The organism is Amycolatopsis sp. NPDC104863 (assembly GCF_055582965.1).
In genome coordinates this window covers 908116-922419 of record NZ_JBVJOW010000002.1, presented here as the reverse complement: position 1 = coordinate 922419, position 14304 = coordinate 908116, and the positions used below count along the sequence as shown (strand labels likewise).

Genomic DNA, 14304 nt, shown 5'->3' with positions numbered 1-14304 from the left:
GATCGGCGGTCATGGCGATGACATCGGGTCCGGACGGGCTCGGGACCCGGATGCGGCACGTCCTCGAGATCCTCGAGGGCGACGTCGCGAAGTTCCTCGCCGACATCGGCCTCGACGACTACCGCCCGCGGTACTCGGGGGTGGTGCGGGCGCTGCTCGCGCGCGGCCCGCTGGCCATCCGCGACCTCGCCGCGGAGATGGGCGTGACGCACTCGGCGGCCAGCCAGACCGTCGCGCAGATGAACCGCGCCGGGCTCGTCGGGCTCGAACCGGGCGCGGACGCCCGCCAGCGGATCGTGTCGCTCACCGCGAAGACGCGCGAGCTGCTCCCGCTGATCGAAGCGGAGTGGACGGCGACGACCCAGGCGTCGGAAGCCCTCGAAGCCGAGCTGCCGTACCCGCTGCGCGGGGTGCTGGAAGCGATCGTCGACGCGCTCGAGCGGAAGCCGTTCCGGCAGCGGATCGGCGAGACCGAGGCGGCGCGGGAGCTCCTGGACGGCTGATCAGGCGGCCGGGATGCGGAAGACCGCCCAGACGAACTTGCCGCCGGAGCAGCGTTCGAAGCCCCAGTCCTCCGACAGCGCCTGGACGAGCACCAAGCCGCGGCTACGTGCTTCGGCCGGCGACGGCGCCCGCAGCTCGGGCAGCATCCGGCCGGTGTCGTAGACCCGCAGCGTCAGGTGCTCACCGGTGTAGGCCAGCTCCATCCGCTCCGGCTTCTCGCCGTGCTCGAAAGCGTTGGTGACCAGCTCCGACGTCGCCAGCAGGACGTCCGCGAGCTGCCGCTCGGTCAGGCCGAAGCCGAGCAGCGCCCGGCGGACTTCGTGGCGCGCCAGCGCCGGGGCCGTCACGTCGGCCGGGAGGAACACCGTCAGCGGCGCGGCCGGCCCGGCCGTGCGCTGCGGCGTCTTCGACATCGTCATGGTCCCCCTCCCGTGGGTTCGGTACCGTCCGCGAAGTACCCAAGCGTCCCAGCGGCTAATCAGGTGCCGTCGGCGAGCTCGGATTCGTCCAGGCCCGAACGCAGCTTCTTCAGGGTCGCAGCCAGCAACCGCGACACCTGCATCTGGGAGACCCCGACGCGGCGCGCGATGTCCGACTGGCTCATCCCCGAGCCGAAGCGCAGCGCGACGATCTTGCGCTCCCGGTCCGGCAGGCTGTCGAGCATCGGCCGCAGCGCCTCGCGCAGCTCCGCCTGGCCCAGCTCGGCGTCCGGCGCCCCGAACCGCGTGTGCGCGGCGTTCTCCAGCAGGTGGTCGAGCGACGCGCCGTAGCGGCCCTGACCAGCGCGAAGACCTTCGTAGACGTCCTCGATCGGCACCCCGAGGCGCGAGGCGATCTCACTCGGCTTCGGCGCGCGCGACAGCTGCACCGTCAGCTCTTCGCGCGCGGCGGAGATGTTCGCGTTCAGCTCCTTGAGCCGCCGCGGCACCCGCACCGACCAGCTGTTGTCCCGGAAGTGGTGCCGCAGCTCGCCGGAGATGGTCGGCACGGCGAACGCCAGGAAGTCGGTGCCCTGCTCGGGGTCGAACCGGTCGACGGCGTGGATCAGCCCGACCGTGGCGATCTGGACCAGGTCCTCCATCGCCTCGTCCCGGTTGCGGAACTTCCGGGCCAGGTTGCGCGCCAGCTCCAGGTGGGTGCGCACCAGCGTGTCGCGGATGCGTTCGCGCTCCGGGGCGTCCGCGGGCAGCGCGGCGAGGCGAGCGAACAGCGCGCCGACGTCGGGGTCGTCCCCGCTGCGCCCGGCGGGATCGGTCACGAGTCCGCCGCCTGGCTCTCCCGGACGAGGTCGACCCGGGACAGGTAACGGCCGTCCTCGGGGGTCACGGTGCGCTCGGCCGACGTCGCGAGCGCGGTGAGCAGCTGCCACGAAAGGCCGGAGTCGTCCTCGTGGTCCGGAGTGTCGGAAAGCACTGAGACGGAGACCTCGATCCGCGGCCCGTTCCAGGAGAAGACACAGGTGAGCTTGCCGTCCGAGCTGGCGGGCAGCAGCAGCGAGCAGGCTTCGTCCACCGCCATCCGGAGGTCTTCGACGGCGTCCAGGTCGAAGTCCTGGCGCATCGCGATGTCGGCCACGATGGTCCGCAGGGTCGGCACGACATGCGGGATCGCGGCCGTCCGCACCTCGATGACCTGCGCGCCTTCCGGCACGAGCGGGGCGTTTTCCTCCACGTTTGTTCCTTTCTCCGCACTCGCGCTGGGGGAGGAGGCGGTGTCCTCCGACGCCCGGTCAGCGAGATGCCCGTGGGGTGAGCAAACCAAACCCGCGTTTGATCCGCTCCACCGGCGGGCATGTAGCGATCGACATGCTGATCCTGGGAAAGGCAGGGACGACATGGCTGACGTGAGCCGGCTGCCCAACGTGGTTGCTGAAGAGTGGGAATGGCAGCTGCGCGGCTCGTGCCGGGGTGCGGACAGCAGCCTCTTCTTCCACACCGACAACGAGCGGGGTTCGGCGCGGGAGCGGCGCGAGACGCGGGCGAAGGCCATCTGCCAGGCCTGCCCGGTGCTGGCCCAGTGCCGCACGCACGCGATGACCGTGCAGGAGCCGTACGGCATCTGGGGCGGCCTCGGCGAGATCGAGCGGCGGCAGCTGTTCCTGCGTCAGCGCAGGGCGGCCCGGAAGGCGATGAGTGCGCACTGAACAGCGCCCTGACCAGGCAGGATCAGATCACAAGTGAAGAGTCAGGACCAAAGGGCGGCGGCCGTGGCGGGCCCGGCCGCTTCCTGGGCTAGGGTTGGCCCCGGAGTTGCCTTGACCGTGCCCCGGAGCGAGCTCGGGAAGGCACGGTGACACGGATGCCGCTTGAGACACCAGGCGCGTACCCGGCGCAGGAGCAGCGCCTGACGAGGAGAAACTGCATGCCCGCAGCCGACCAGAACGCCACCCCGCCCGGGTTCGGCATCACGCTGGACACCGACGCGACCCGGGTGGTGGTCACCGGCGAGCTCGACCTGCTCACCAGTCCGCAGCTGCAGGAGGCCCTGGCGGGGCTGATCGCGGACAAGCGTTCGCAGCGGGTCGTGGCCGATCTGACCGGGGTGACCTTCTTCGATTCCTCCGCGCTGAACGTGGTGCTTCGCGCACAACGCCAGGCCGGCGAGCAGGAAGTCGAGCTCGAGGTCGTCCCGAGCCCCGCGGTGAGCCGAGTGATCGAGCTCACCGGCGTGGCCGAACACCTGAGCGTGTCGGAGGACCCCCAAGCCTGACCGCCCGCTACGGTTCCGCGGACTGATTTCGGTGCGTGGACCTTGGGGGCGGCACGATGATGGGGCGGACGCATGCCCTGACCGGCTGGTGCGCGGGCTTGGCCCTGGCGCCCGCGGCCGGGGCCGGTTCGGTGCACCAGGCGGTGGTCTTCGCGGCCACGACGGCCGGGTTCGCCCTCCTGCCCGACCTGGACCACCCCGGCGCGAGCGCGTCCCGCCTCCTCGGTTGGCTGACGGGCGCGTTGTCGTGGCTGCTGCGCCGCGTTTCGGCGGCGTTCTACGCGCTGACCAAGGGCCCGCGCGACGAGAAGGTGACGGGCCAGCACCGCCACCTCTCGCACACGGTGTTGTTCGCCGCGGGCCTCGGCCTGCTGACGTCGTGGGGCACCACGGCCGGCGGCCCGTGGGCGGTCGTCGGGGTGGTGATCTTCGGCTTGATGCTGGCGGAAGGCGCCCTGGGCGACTGGCTCCTCCCGGTGAGCGGCGCGGCGGTGGCGTGGTGGTTCTTCACGTCCCCACCGGACCGCACGGGCGAGCTGGCGTCGATCACGGGCTGGCTCGGCATCGCGGTGGCGGCGGGTTGCCTGACCCACTGCCTGGGCGACGCGCTGACCGAGTCCGGCTGCCCGTTCCTCTTCCCGATCCCGATCGCGGGCGAGACGTGGTACGAGCTGGGACCCCCGAAGGCGCTGCGGTTCAAGACGGGCAAGAAAGTCGAGAAGCGGCTGATCTTCCCGGTGTTCGTGGTGCTCGGCGTGCTGCTGGTCCCGGGGGTGTGGGACTGGACGACGGCGACGTTCGAGCGGCTGTTCATTCCCCCGACGAGCCAGCAGGCGACCACGCCTTGAGCCGCTCGGTTCGTAACGTCATGTCGTGATCGGCGACTCCGGGGAAACCTGACCCCGAGTTCCCGTCGACAGGAGTCGGTCATGCGGCTCGTCGCCGAAAACCCAGGCGCGGACAGGGAAAGATTGTCGTGGGCACCCGCAGAAGCGCGCGCACTCAGACACCGTAGGCCCTGGGACAAGCGGACGAGCTGCGGAGCGGCCAGATCGCTCTCGATGAGGCGCAGGCGTGCAGCTCGACGAGAAGGTGAGGGAGTCCACCGAGGGAGGGGCGCGCGAGGCCGAAGAGGAACTCGTCGAAGTCCTGGCGGCGCCCGTGCGACCGGAATTGGTCGAGCACTGGCGACGCTCGGCGGCCGCTACCCGGATTGACCCCGCCTCGCGAACGCCCACTCCCGCGGAGTCAGCTGCCGACCGTGGGCGACCACGCCTTGAGCCGCTCGGCCACGGCGGCGGTGTCGGTGTAGTCGCGGGTGTGCGTGATGAACCCGTCCTTCACCGTCAGCACCATCACGTACGTGGCCACAAAACTCTCGCCCGCCATCTCCTGGTGCAGGTCGAACTCCGCGACCAGTACTTCGGGGTCGGTCGTCTCGTGGACCACGACCTGGTCGGCCTTCGTGATCCGGCGGGTCGCGCCCGCACGGCGGAAGCGGGCGCGCATCGCCTCGCGGCCCTTCGTCACGCGGGGTGTCCCGGGCAGCGTGAACGGCATTTCGAGGACGACGTCCTCCGCGTAGCAATCGGCGAGGTCGTCCCAGCGGTTTTCGACGGAGGCGGTCAGGAAGCGGTCGAAGACGGCGCGGGCCGGGGACACGGGCATCGGAATTCTCCTGGGAAGCTGGACGTTGAATCGGAACGGTGCACCCGCTTTCGACGATACGGAGCCTGCGTTCCGGTTGTCAACGAGGAGACGAACATGGAAAAGATGCGCGCGGACGCGCGGCGCAACCGGGCGAAGGTCCTGGCTGCCGCCGAAGAGGCGTTCGCCGCCGATGGGCTGGCCGTGCCCCTCGACGACATCGCGCGCCTGGCCGGGGTGGGCGCCGGGACCGTCTACCGGCACTTTCCCAGCAAGGAAGCGCTCTTCCAGGCCGTGGTCCTCGAACGCATCGAGCAGTTCGCCGATGAAGCGCGCAAGCTCGCCACGGCCGAGAACCCCGGCGAAGCGTTCTTCGACTACTTCGTCCGCGTGATCAAGCAGGCGTCGCTCAACCGCGCCATCTGCGACGCCCTCGCGGAGTCGGGCGGGCACGCGTTCAAGGCCGGCGCGGGGGACGCCTTCCGCGCCGCGTACGGCGAGCTGCTCGCGCGCGCCCAGGCCGCGGGGGCCGTCCGCCAGGACATCGACGCCGACGACCTGCGTGCCCTGATGGTCGGCTGCCTGGCCGTCGAGCGGTACGCGCCCGGCAGTGCGCACCTGGTCCGCGTGGTCGTCGACGGCCTCAAAACGGAAGCTTCCGCACCCGTGCCATGACCACCGCCGAGGCCAGGACGCCGGCCGCCGCGATCTGCAACGTCGTCCGCGTGCCGAGCGCGGCGGCCAGCGCGCCGCCGAGGAGGCTGCCGAGCGGGACGACGCCGAGGATCACCGTGTGCGTGATCGACGTGACCCGGCCCAGCAGCTCCGGCGGTGTGACGGTCTGCCGGAAGCTCGCGCTGAAGACGTTCAGCACGATCACGGCGAAGCTGGCGAAGAACCCGGCGACGACGTAACAGGCGAGCGCCCAGCCGGGCCGCGTCAGCGGGTAGAGCTGGTAGGCCAGGCCGAACAGCACCGCCGCGCCCCACAGCGCCCGCGCGCCGCCGAACCGCGCGCCGATCCGGCGTGCGGTGAGCCCGCCGACGAGCGCGCCGGTCAGCGTCGACGTGCTGAGCAGGCCGATCGCCCACGGCGTGAGCCCGATGTCCCGGGCCAGGAACACGATCACGATCGCCAGGTGGGCGGACTGGAAGAAACTCGACAACGCGCCGTGCGAGCTGATCGCCAGCAGCACGGGGTTGCCGCGGACGACCCGCAGACCTTCGCCGATCTCCCGCAGCAGCCGCCGGTCCCGAGGTTCGGGACGCACGTCCGGTGTCCTGATCCGCCGCAGCCACAGCGCCGACCACAGGTAGCTGACGGCGTCGACCGCCAGCGCCACGGTGGTGCCGAGCACCGAGATGATCAGCCCGGCCAGGCCCGGCCCGGCGACCGCCGCCATCGAGAGGTTGGTGTGGAGCCGGGCGTTGGCGTCCGGCAGGTCCTCGGGCGCGACGAGCCGCGGCAGGTACGTCTGGTGGGCGATGTCGAAGAACACCGCCAGCACGCCGACACCGAGCACCACGCCCAGCAGCTGGGGGAGGCCGAGCACGCCGAACAGCGCCGCCACCGGGATCGACGCGATCAGCGCGGCGCGCCCGAGGTCGGCGGCGATCAGCACCGGGCGGTGCCGCACCCGGTCGCACCACACGCCGACCTGCAGGCCGAGCACCAGGTACGGCAGGGTTTCCGCGGTCCGCAGCAGCGAGACCTCGAAGACCGACGCGCCGAGCGCGGTGGTCGCCAGCAGGGGCACGGCGAGCACGTCGATGCGGGTGCCGAGCTGGCTGGCGAGGTCGGCGAGCCACAGCCGCCGGAAGTCGCGGTTCCCCAGTGCCCCCATGGCTTCAACGTCGCACACTCAACAAACTTGAGTCAAGCAGACTCAATGTGCACCGTGTGTAACAAGAGCTAAGATCAACGCGAGTTAGTCCTCGAACCTGCGCTACGCGTGGCGAGGGGGTGCCCGGATGAGTGGCCGACCTACTTGGGGCTCCGCCGCGGTCACCGGGCTGGCGGGTTTTGCCAGTGGGCTGCTGGTGGCCGCGTTGCTCGTGGCCGGCCGGCCGACTCCGCGGCCCGCCGAAGTCACCACCCCGCCGACGACCAGCGCGACGCAAGTCGTCCCGGTCACCGTGACCGCGCCGGGGCCACCGGCGGCGACCGTCACCACCGTCGAGACGGCTCCTGCCTCCACCACCACGAGCCTCGTCGAGGTGACGGTCGAACCGACCACCTCGACGAGCGTCACCCCGACCTCGACGTCGCCCGTGCTGCCGCTCACCAGCGGCTGGCGGGACTGACGATGCAACCGGCAAGCCGTTGAGGCCCGTCTGTCCGGTATGCGCTGTGTTCCGTGGGTCGCGGTGGTCCTCGCCCTCACCGCCGGCTGTGGTCAGGCCGGCTCGGAGGTCGCCTGCCCGGCGATCGGCACCCGGATCGGCATCGGGTTGACGATCCCCGAGCCCGCCGGTGTCACCCGCGCGACGCTCGACGCGTGCTGGGGCGACCAGTGCGTCACGCGCCCGGTCGACCTGATGCCCGAGACCACCGCCGGGGCGACGACCTGCGACGGCACCGGACCGGACAGCGCCTGCGCGGCCTCGGCCGTCCGAACCGGTGGGCTGCAGGGGTTCGCCGACATCCCGGGGCTGCCGGCCGAGCCGGTCCGGGTCACCGTCCGGTTCGACGACGGCGTGCCGCACACCGCGGTCGTCACGCCGGCCTTTTCCGAACCGGGCGGCCCCGCCTGTGGGAAGGCGGGGCCGCAGGCCCACCTCGTGGCCGGGGCCGACCGGCAGCTGAAGCCGCGCTAGCCGACGTCGCGGCGGCGCCAGCCGACCAGCCCGGCGACCAGCGCGACGATCGCGACCGCCAGCAGCCAGACCAGCGGCGTCGCGACGAACGCCTGGCCGGGGATCTTCGGCGGGTGCTGGAACGGCGAGACGTCCAGCACCGCCTGCGGCAGGTCGACCACCGGGCCGAACAGGCTCAGCAGCAACGCCAGCGCGCCGACGCCCCAGGCCGCGGGCGAAAAGCCCGGCAGCAGCCCGAAGATCGTCACCGCGAGGGCGATCACCACCCAGGCCGCGGGCAGCTGGACGAGCATCCCGGCGAGCGAGTCGCCGACCGAGCCGCCGACGTCGCCGGCGCGCAACCCGTTGGCCAGCCCCATGAACAGGCCGCCGGCCAGCAGCAGCACCGCCGTGCCGAAGAACGCGAACACCAGGTGGCCCGCGGCCCAGCGCAGCCTGCCGACGCTGGTGGCCAGCACCGGCTCGAGCCGGATCGCCGTCTCCTCGGCGCGCATGCGCAGCACCGCCTGGATCCCGTACAGCGACGCGACCATCGCGAACAGGCCGGCCATGACGGCGAGGAACGCCTGCGTGAGCGCCTCGCTGCCGCCGAGGCGCGCCATGATCTCCTGCGCCTGCGGGCTGGACCCGACCAGACCGCCGATGCCGCTGGCGATCGAGCCGAACACCGCGCCGACGACCGCCGTGCCGATGGTCCAGCCGATCAGCGGGCCGCGGTGCAGCCGCCAGGCCAGCGCGAACGGCGTGCGCAGGCTCGGCGCCGCCGTCGCGGGACCCGGCCGCGGCGGCAGGATGCCGACGCCGACGTCACGGCGGGGCAGCAGCCAGTACGCGACTGCGCCGACCACGAGCGTCAGGGCCACCGGCAGCAGGAGCACCCACCAGCGTTCGGCGGCGAACGGGCGGCTCTGCTGCACCCAGCCGATCGGCGACAGCCACGACAGCCAGCGAGCGTCCACAGTGGAGTCACCGGCGCCGCGCAGCAGGAACGCGGCGCCGACCACGGCGGTGCCGATCCCGTTGGCCGTGCGCGAGTACTCGGCGAGCTGGACGGCGACCGCCGCTACGGCCGTGAACACCAAGCCCACCAACGCTTCCGACGCGCCGAAGGCGAGTGAGCCGGCCGCGGGCAGCCCGGCGCCGACCATGCTGCCGTACTGGACCAGGCCGATCAGCACACTCGCCCCGCCGGCCACCAGCACGGCCGACGTCAGCGCCGCGTACCGGCCGACCACCGCGGACGCGAGCAGCTCCGCGCGGCCGGTGTCCTCCTCGGCGCGGGTGTGCCGGGTGACCGTGAAGACGACCATCAGGCCGGTCAGCAGCGCCAGGAACCCGCACATGCGCCAGGAGATGAACCCGCCGGCGGTGGTCAGGTCGAACGGCGGCCCGTAGAGCAGCGCGTACGACGGGTTGGTGTTCGCGCCGGCCTGCAGCGCCAGCCGGTCGGCTTCGGTCGGGTAGAACTGCGCGAACGTCTTGACGGTGCTGGCCGGGATGATGCTGAGCAGCACGATCCAGATCGGCAGGACCACGCGGTCGCGGCGCAGCGCGAGCCGGGTGAGGTGCCAGGTGCCGGCCAGTTCGTGCGCCGGCGCCACCTCGGCTTCGGCGCGGGAGAGGGTCGCGGTCATTTTGCGCTCGCCTCGGTCGTGTAGTGCCGGAGGAACAGCTCTTCCAGCGTCGGCGGCTGGCTGACCAGGCTCCGCACGCCGACCTGGGTCAGCTGCCGCAGCGCCTCGTCGAGCGAGCGCGTCTCGACGTCGAACCGGACGCGGTTGCCTTCGACCTTGAGGTCGTGGATGTTCTCCAGCTTCGCCAGCCCGTTCGGCGGCCCGGCGAGCTCGGCGGTGATCGACGTCCGCGTGAGGTGACGCAGCTCGGCCAGCGTGCCGGACTCGACGGTCTTGCCGTTGCGGATGATGCTGACCTTGTCGCACAGCGCCTCGACCTCGGCGAGGATGTGGCTGGAGAGCAGCACGGTCCGGCCCTGCTCGCGCTCCTCCTGGATGGCGTACTGGAACGTCGCCTCCATCAGCGGGTCGAGCCCGGACGTCGGCTCGTCGAGGATCAGCAGGTCGACCCGGGAGGCGAGCGCGGCGACGATGGCGACCTTCTGCCGGTTGCCCTTCGAGTACGTCCGCCCCTTCTTCTTCGGGTCGAGGTCGAACCGCTCGATCAGGTCGGCGCGGCGCTTCCGGTCGAGCCCGCCGCGCAGCCGGCCGAGCAGGTCGATCACCTCGCCGCCGGAGAGGTTGGGCCAGAGATTGACGTCGCCGGGCACGTAGGCGAGGCGGCGGTGCAGGCTCGCGGCGTCCTTCCAGGGGTCGCCGCCGAGCAGCCGGACGTCCCCCGAGTCCGCGTGGAGCAGGCCGAGCAGGACCCGGACGGTGGTCGACTTCCCGGCGCCGTTCGGGCCCAGGAAACCGTGTACTTCCCCAGTAGGTACCTGCAGATCGAGGCCGTCCAAGGCCCGGGTCCGGCCGAACGACTTGTGGAGGCCGGAGATCGCGATGGCGTTTTCCATGCTTCGGAAGCTACACTGGTTTCACAAACTTGTGAAGTTAAGAAAATGTCTAGATGGAGTGATCTTGCTGGGGTGGTACGAGAGGATGGCCCGATGACGACGCCTGACACCAAGAGAGACGAAGACGCCGTCCGCCGGTACGTGGAGAGCCTCGCGCTCGTGCTCTCGCAGATCGGGATGCAGCGCATGTCCGCGCGGGTGTTCGCCGCGCTGATGACCACCGACGAGGGCCGCCTGACCGCGGCCGACCTGGCCTCGCAGCTGTCGGTCAGCCCGGCGGCGATCTCCGGCGCGGTGCGCTTCCTGGAGCAGATCGGCCTGGTCGCCAAGGAGCGCGAGCCCGGCGAACGCCGTGACCACTACCGCCTCTTCGACGACCTCTGGTACGCCACGTTCCTCAAGCGCGACCGCATGATCATCATGTGGCGCGACGCGGCCGAGAACGGCATCGAGGCGTTGGGCGAGGATTCGCCGTCGGGCAAGCGGCTCGCCGAGATGCGCGACTTCCTGTCGTTCATGCTGGAAGAGCTCAACGGCATGTACGAGCGCTGGCACAAGCTCCGCGAGGAGAAGAACGGCTAGCTTCGAGCCATGGTGATCCTCGCCCAGGCCCTCTACGTCAAGCGCACCACACCCCGCCTCCCCGGCGCCGCCGGCCCGGCCGAAGGACTCGTGCCCGGTGCCGGCGAGCCGTTCCGGCTGGCCGTGCTCGGTGAGTCCACAGTGGACGGCGTCGGCGCGAAGGACCACGAGGAAGCGCTCACCGGCTGCCTGGCCCGGCAGCTCGCGCGTGACGGCCGGGCCGTGCGCTGGCAGGCGGTCGGCCGCACCGGCGCGAACGCCCGGGTCGTCCGCGCCGAGCTGGTCCCGCTCCTGCGCCCGGCCGACCTGGTCGTGATCGCCCTCGGCGTCAACGACACCCTCGAGCTGCGTTCGGCCCCTGCCTACCGTCGTGACCTGCTGAAACTGGTGATCGACCTCCGGCGGCGGCTCGGCCCGGTCGACGTCCTCCTCGCCGGCGTGCCGCCGATGTCCCGCTTCCCGGCGCTGCCACGGCCCCTCCGTGACGTCCTTTCCGCGCGTTCGACCGCCCTCGACGCGGCCGCCGCTGCCCTCGCGCGCGTCCCCGGCGTCACGCACCTGCCGATGGATCCCGGCCTGCTCGACCCCACGGCCTTCGCAGCCGACCGCTTCCACCCCGGCCCGGCCGGTTACGCGCGCTGGGCGCAAACGCTTGCCGACGCACTCCCAGTGATCGCTTAGCGGCACAGCGTCGATCTTCGGAAAAAGTTCGCGGCTCGTGTATCTGGCCGCCCCCTCACTGCGTCCTGTGGAGCAGCCAAGCACGGAGAGGGACCGCGGCAGGGGGTGCCGGGTCCGGAGGAACGCGGTGGCCGGGAGCCGAGGGGGCTCCCGGACACCGTCGGCCGGGTGCCTTTCGGGGGAGGGGTCATCCGGCGGGAACCCGTTGGGGAGCGGGTTCCGTGAGGGAGGGGAGTATCGGCCGGCGCGGGTCCACCCGCTCGCGTCGGCCGGTACCTCCCGTCAGTGACCGGTAGCGACCGACGAAGTAAGTGACTTGATGCATCCGAGATCCACCTGCACGCTCCTTCCCCCCGAAGGACCCGCGATACTGCCGAAGCCGACTCGAAGACGTTTCCGAAGAGGGGCAGATACGGTGACCGACGTGCAAACCACAGAGGTAGACCCGCCTTGGGAGGGCTTGTCCGGCGCCGAGCTGCACGCCGCGTGCATGCAGGCCGCCCGTGACGGCGACCGCCGGGCCATGGACCGCCTCGTCGCCGAGCTGACGCCGCTCGTGTGGCACGTCGCCCGGGCCAACGGCCTCGACCGCGCCGTCGCCGAAGACGTCGTCCAGACCGTGTGGCTGGCGCTGTTCAGCCAGCTCGGCAAGCTCCGCGACCCCAAAGCCCTCGCCGCCTGGCTGATCACCACCACCCGGCGCGAGGCCACCCACCCCTTCGGCCGCCGCATGCAGGCCGTGCCGCTGAGCGACGAAGTCGCCGAAGCCATGCCGAGCACCCAACCGGCACCCGAAGACGAAGCCGTCCGCGCCGACCGCGACCGCCGGGTCTGGCGCGCCTTCGTCCGGCTGCCCGACCGCTGTCAGGAGCTGCTCCGGCTGACCGTCCTCGCGGGCCGCGCGGAGTACCAGCTCGTCGCCGAGGCGCTGCGCATGCCGCGCGGCAGCGTCGGGCCGACCAGGGGGCGCTGCCTCGACCAGATGCGAGATCTCCTCGCCAGCGAAGGGGGAAGCCGATGAACGACGTCGGGGCGCCGGAAGGCCAAGCCTTCCGAGACGACGAGATCCTGCTGGCCGACATCGGCCGCCTGCTCGACGAGCTCGATCCCCCGCCGGACGACCTGGTGCAGCGGGTCCAGTTCGCGCTCGCCCTCGAGGACCTCGACGTCGAGGTCGCGCGGTGGGAGCGGCTGGACAACCTCGCCGGCGTCCGCGGCGGCGGCACCGGGACGATCACCTTCACCGTCAGCGACCTGACCGTGATGATCAACCTGACGAAGAACGGCAAGCTGCACCGCATCGACGGCTGGCTGGTGCCGGCCGGGCAGTTCGGCGTCGAGGTGCGCGTGGCCGAGCACGGCACGTCGTCCACAACCGCCGACGAAGGCGGCCGGTTCGTGCTGGACAACGTGCCGTGCGGGACGACGCAGATCCTCGTGCACCTCGGGGACGTGGCGTGCCGGCGGACCGTCGTGACCCCGACGGTGGTGCTTTAACCCAGGAAGTCGGCCAGGGGGACGGGGGTCAGCCCGTCCTTCTTCGCCTGCTCGACGAACGCCGTGTAGTCCTCTTTGAACGTCTTCCGGAAGTGCATCAGCACGACGTCACCGGCCTTGAGCTTGTCGCCGGCCTGGAACTGGACGTGCCCGTCGTTGACCGCGGCCGTCCACAGCACCGCCGCGCGCATTCCGCACGCCGCCGCCGCGCGCAGCGTGTTCTGGTCGTAGTTGCCGAAGGGCGGCCGGAACAGCGACGGCCGGACACCGAGCGACGCCTGGAAGTCGTCCGCGTCCTCGCAGATCTCCTTGCGCTGGAACTCGTACGGCTTGCCCTTGAGGTTCGGGTGGTCGACCGTGTGGTCGCCGAGCGTCGCGCCGGTGGCGTCGAGGATCTGCTTGAAGTAGGCCTCGTGGCCCTTCACGTACTTCTGGTTCAGGAACAGCACCGGGTGGGTGCCGTTCTGCTGCATCAGCTTCAGCGCGTCCGGGTCCTTCACCGCGCCGTCGTCCATGGTCAGGAACACGTACGGCTTGTCGGTCGGGATCCGTTTGACCACCGGGACCTGGCCGTTCGTGATCGCCGGGGCCTTCTGCTGGACCGTGCCGAACGGGTACGGCCCGGACGTCTTGACGCCGGGGCCGGCCCCGGGCGCCGGGTTCGGCTGGCTGGCGCCGAACTCCCGGTGGTCCGGCTCGGCCGCCGAACAGGCCGTCAGTGCCAGTGCTGCCGCCATTACCACCGCTGCCACGCGCTTCATCCCACATCCCCCTTTCGTGTAGTGCAGAACTACACGATCGGGTGACGTTCCAGAGGGGGACTACGTTGCGTCCGGTGATCTTGTGTGGCCGGAGCCACCCAGGTCAGCGCCCGGTTTCGGCCGCCTTGACCAGCTTGGCCGAGAACAGGCGGATCGTGGCGCGCAGGCCGGCGGCCAGCACCGGGCCGCTGCCGCGGACCGGTTCGGTGAACGACCCGGTCCACCGCAGGTGCGTGCCGCCGTCGGCGGTCGGGGTGAAGAGCACCTCGGCGCGGTAGTCCTTGATCGGGTTGGCCCCGAAGAACGTGTAGACGTGCTTGCGGCCGGGCTCGTACTCGAGCGTCTCCTCGCGGATCAGCACCGGCCAGAGACCGACCTCACGAACCGCGCCGACGCCGCTGGGGTCGTCGGCGCCCGGGCGCTTCCACCGGGCCTGCACGATGAGTGGTTTTCCCCACTCCGCCCAGCGCGGGCCGTCGGTCTCCCGCTCGAACAGCGCCTCCGGTGGCGCGCTGCTCGTGCGGTTGACCTCGAAGGAGAACTTGCGGCCCACCGGAACCTCCCACGTTGTTGACAGACT

The 14304-nt window shown here is 71.3% G+C and carries 20 protein-coding genes; 11 read left to right on the top strand and 9 right to left on the bottom strand.

Features of this window, described 5'->3' with window-relative positions:
• Nucleotides 1–11 precede the first annotated feature (11 nt).
• Nucleotides 12–503 carry a MarR family winged helix-turn-helix transcriptional regulator gene (locus tag ACZ63J_RS14090; RefSeq protein WP_465313688.1) on the top strand — a complete coding sequence of 164 codons (492 nt, stop codon included), beginning with the start codon at nt 12–14 and terminating at the stop codon, nt 501–503.
• On the opposite strand, the gene ACZ63J_RS14085 is transcribed toward ACZ63J_RS14090, so the two are convergent.
• Genes ACZ63J_RS14085 through ACZ63J_RS14075 form a run of 3 tightly spaced genes read right to left on the bottom strand, consistent with a single transcriptional unit; the run spans nt 504 to nt 2175 of the window.
• Complete coding sequence (locus ACZ63J_RS14085) at nt 504–923, bottom strand: ATP-binding protein (RefSeq protein ID WP_465400820.1); 420 nt, start codon at nt 921–923, stop codon at nt 504–506.
• Nucleotides 924–982: 59 nt separating this feature from the next.
• The gene (locus tag ACZ63J_RS14080; protein WP_465400819.1) at nt 983–1762 is read right to left on the bottom strand and encodes a SigB/SigF/SigG family RNA polymerase sigma factor; all 780 of its coding nucleotides are present in this window, start codon (nt 1760–1762) and stop codon (nt 983–985) included.
• Nucleotides 1759–2175, bottom strand: coding sequence for an anti-sigma factor (locus tag ACZ63J_RS14075; RefSeq protein ID WP_465400818.1), 417 nt, complete (start codon nt 2173–2175; stop codon nt 1759–1761). The genes ACZ63J_RS14080 and ACZ63J_RS14075 overlap by 4 nt, the downstream gene beginning before the upstream one ends.
• 163 nt (nt 2176–2338) lie before the next feature.
• Here ACZ63J_RS14075 and ACZ63J_RS14070 point away from each other — a divergent pair, with 163 nt between their 5' ends.
• The 3 genes from ACZ63J_RS14070 to ACZ63J_RS14060 all read left to right on the top strand — a co-directional run bounded on the left by ACZ63J_RS14070 (nt 2339) and on the right by ACZ63J_RS14060 (nt 4061).
• Nucleotides 2339–2647, top strand: coding sequence for a WhiB family transcriptional regulator (locus ACZ63J_RS14070; RefSeq protein WP_465400817.1), 309 nt, complete (start codon nt 2339–2341; stop codon nt 2645–2647).
• A gap of 218 nt (nt 2648–2865) precedes the next feature.
• Entirely contained in the window at nt 2866–3213 is a 348-nt protein-coding gene (locus ACZ63J_RS14065) for an STAS domain-containing protein (protein WP_465313693.1), read from the top strand.
• Between the two features lie 59 nt (nt 3214–3272).
• Complete coding sequence (locus tag ACZ63J_RS14060; RefSeq protein ID WP_465313817.1) at nt 3273–4061, top strand: metal-dependent hydrolase; 789 nt, start codon at nt 3273–3275, stop codon at nt 4059–4061.
• 400 nt (nt 4062–4461) lie between these two features.
• On the opposite strand, the gene ACZ63J_RS14055 is transcribed toward ACZ63J_RS14060, so the two are convergent.
• The gene (locus tag ACZ63J_RS14055) at nt 4462–4881 is read right to left on the bottom strand and encodes a nuclear transport factor 2 family protein (RefSeq protein WP_465400816.1); all 420 of its coding nucleotides are present in this window, start codon (nt 4879–4881) and stop codon (nt 4462–4464) included.
• 96 nt (nt 4882–4977) lie between these two features.
• Here ACZ63J_RS14055 and ACZ63J_RS14050 point away from each other — a divergent pair, with 96 nt between their 5' ends.
• Entirely contained in the window at nt 4978–5535 is a 558-nt protein-coding gene (locus tag ACZ63J_RS14050) for a TetR/AcrR family transcriptional regulator (protein WP_465400815.1), read from the top strand.
• On the opposite strand, the gene ACZ63J_RS14045 is transcribed toward ACZ63J_RS14050, so the two are convergent.
• Complete coding sequence (locus tag ACZ63J_RS14045; protein WP_465400814.1) at nt 5504–6703, bottom strand: MFS transporter; 1200 nt, start codon at nt 6701–6703, stop codon at nt 5504–5506. The two genes, ACZ63J_RS14050 and ACZ63J_RS14045, sit on opposite strands and share 32 nt — an antisense overlap.
• 127 nt (nt 6704–6830) lie before the next feature.
• Here ACZ63J_RS14045 and ACZ63J_RS14040 point away from each other — a divergent pair, with 127 nt between their 5' ends.
• Both ACZ63J_RS14040 and ACZ63J_RS14035 read left to right on the top strand, forming a co-directional pair.
• The gene (locus tag ACZ63J_RS14040) at nt 6831–7163 is read left to right on the top strand and encodes a hypothetical protein (protein WP_465400813.1); all 333 of its coding nucleotides are present in this window, start codon (nt 6831–6833) and stop codon (nt 7161–7163) included.
• A gap of 39 nt (nt 7164–7202) precedes the next feature.
• Nucleotides 7203–7676 (top strand): hypothetical protein, encoded by a 474-nt coding sequence (locus ACZ63J_RS14035; protein ID WP_465400812.1) that lies wholly within the window; start codon nt 7203–7205, stop codon nt 7674–7676.
• Here the strand turns inward: ACZ63J_RS14035 and ACZ63J_RS14030 are convergent.
• Nucleotides 7673–9310, bottom strand: coding sequence for an ABC transporter permease (locus tag ACZ63J_RS14030; RefSeq protein ID WP_465400811.1), 1638 nt, complete (start codon nt 9308–9310; stop codon nt 7673–7675). The two genes, ACZ63J_RS14035 and ACZ63J_RS14030, sit on opposite strands and share 4 nt — an antisense overlap.
• Nucleotides 9307–10203, bottom strand: a complete 897-nt coding sequence (locus ACZ63J_RS14025; RefSeq protein ID WP_465400810.1) for an ABC transporter ATP-binding protein — start codon at nt 10201–10203, stop codon at nt 9307–9309. Before ACZ63J_RS14025 ends, ACZ63J_RS14030 begins: the two co-directional genes overlap by 4 nt.
• Before the next feature lie 93 nt (nt 10204–10296).
• Between ACZ63J_RS14025 and ACZ63J_RS14020 the strand changes: the two genes are divergently transcribed.
• The 4 genes from ACZ63J_RS14020 (at nt 10297) to ACZ63J_RS14005 (ending at nt 12963) form a co-directional block, all read left to right on the top strand.
• Nucleotides 10297–10785, top strand: a complete 489-nt coding sequence (locus tag ACZ63J_RS14020; protein ID WP_465341763.1) for a GbsR/MarR family transcriptional regulator — start codon at nt 10297–10299, stop codon at nt 10783–10785.
• A gap of 9 nt (nt 10786–10794) precedes the next feature.
• Nucleotides 10795–11466 (top strand): SGNH/GDSL hydrolase family protein, encoded by a 672-nt coding sequence (locus ACZ63J_RS14015; protein WP_465400809.1) that lies wholly within the window; start codon nt 10795–10797, stop codon nt 11464–11466.
• Between the two features lie 415 nt (nt 11467–11881).
• On the top strand, nt 11882–12487 hold the full coding sequence (locus ACZ63J_RS14010; RefSeq protein WP_465313703.1) for an RNA polymerase sigma factor: 606 nt from the start codon (nt 11882–11884) through the stop codon (nt 12485–12487).
• Nucleotides 12484–12963, top strand: coding sequence for a carboxypeptidase regulatory-like domain-containing protein (locus ACZ63J_RS14005; protein WP_465400808.1), 480 nt, complete (start codon nt 12484–12486; stop codon nt 12961–12963). Before ACZ63J_RS14010 ends, ACZ63J_RS14005 begins: the two co-directional genes overlap by 4 nt.
• Here the strand turns inward: ACZ63J_RS14005 and ACZ63J_RS14000 are convergent.
• The gene (locus ACZ63J_RS14000) at nt 12960–13706 is read right to left on the bottom strand and encodes a polysaccharide deacetylase family protein (protein WP_465341919.1); all 747 of its coding nucleotides are present in this window, start codon (nt 13704–13706) and stop codon (nt 12960–12962) included. The two genes, ACZ63J_RS14005 and ACZ63J_RS14000, sit on opposite strands and share 4 nt — an antisense overlap.
• A 121-nt stretch (nt 13707–13827) precedes the next feature.
• A complete protein-coding gene (locus tag ACZ63J_RS13995; protein ID WP_465313705.1) occupies nt 13828–14277 on the bottom strand; it encodes an SRPBCC family protein in 450 nt (149 codons plus the stop codon).
• Between the last annotated feature and the right edge of the window lie 27 nt (nt 14278–14304).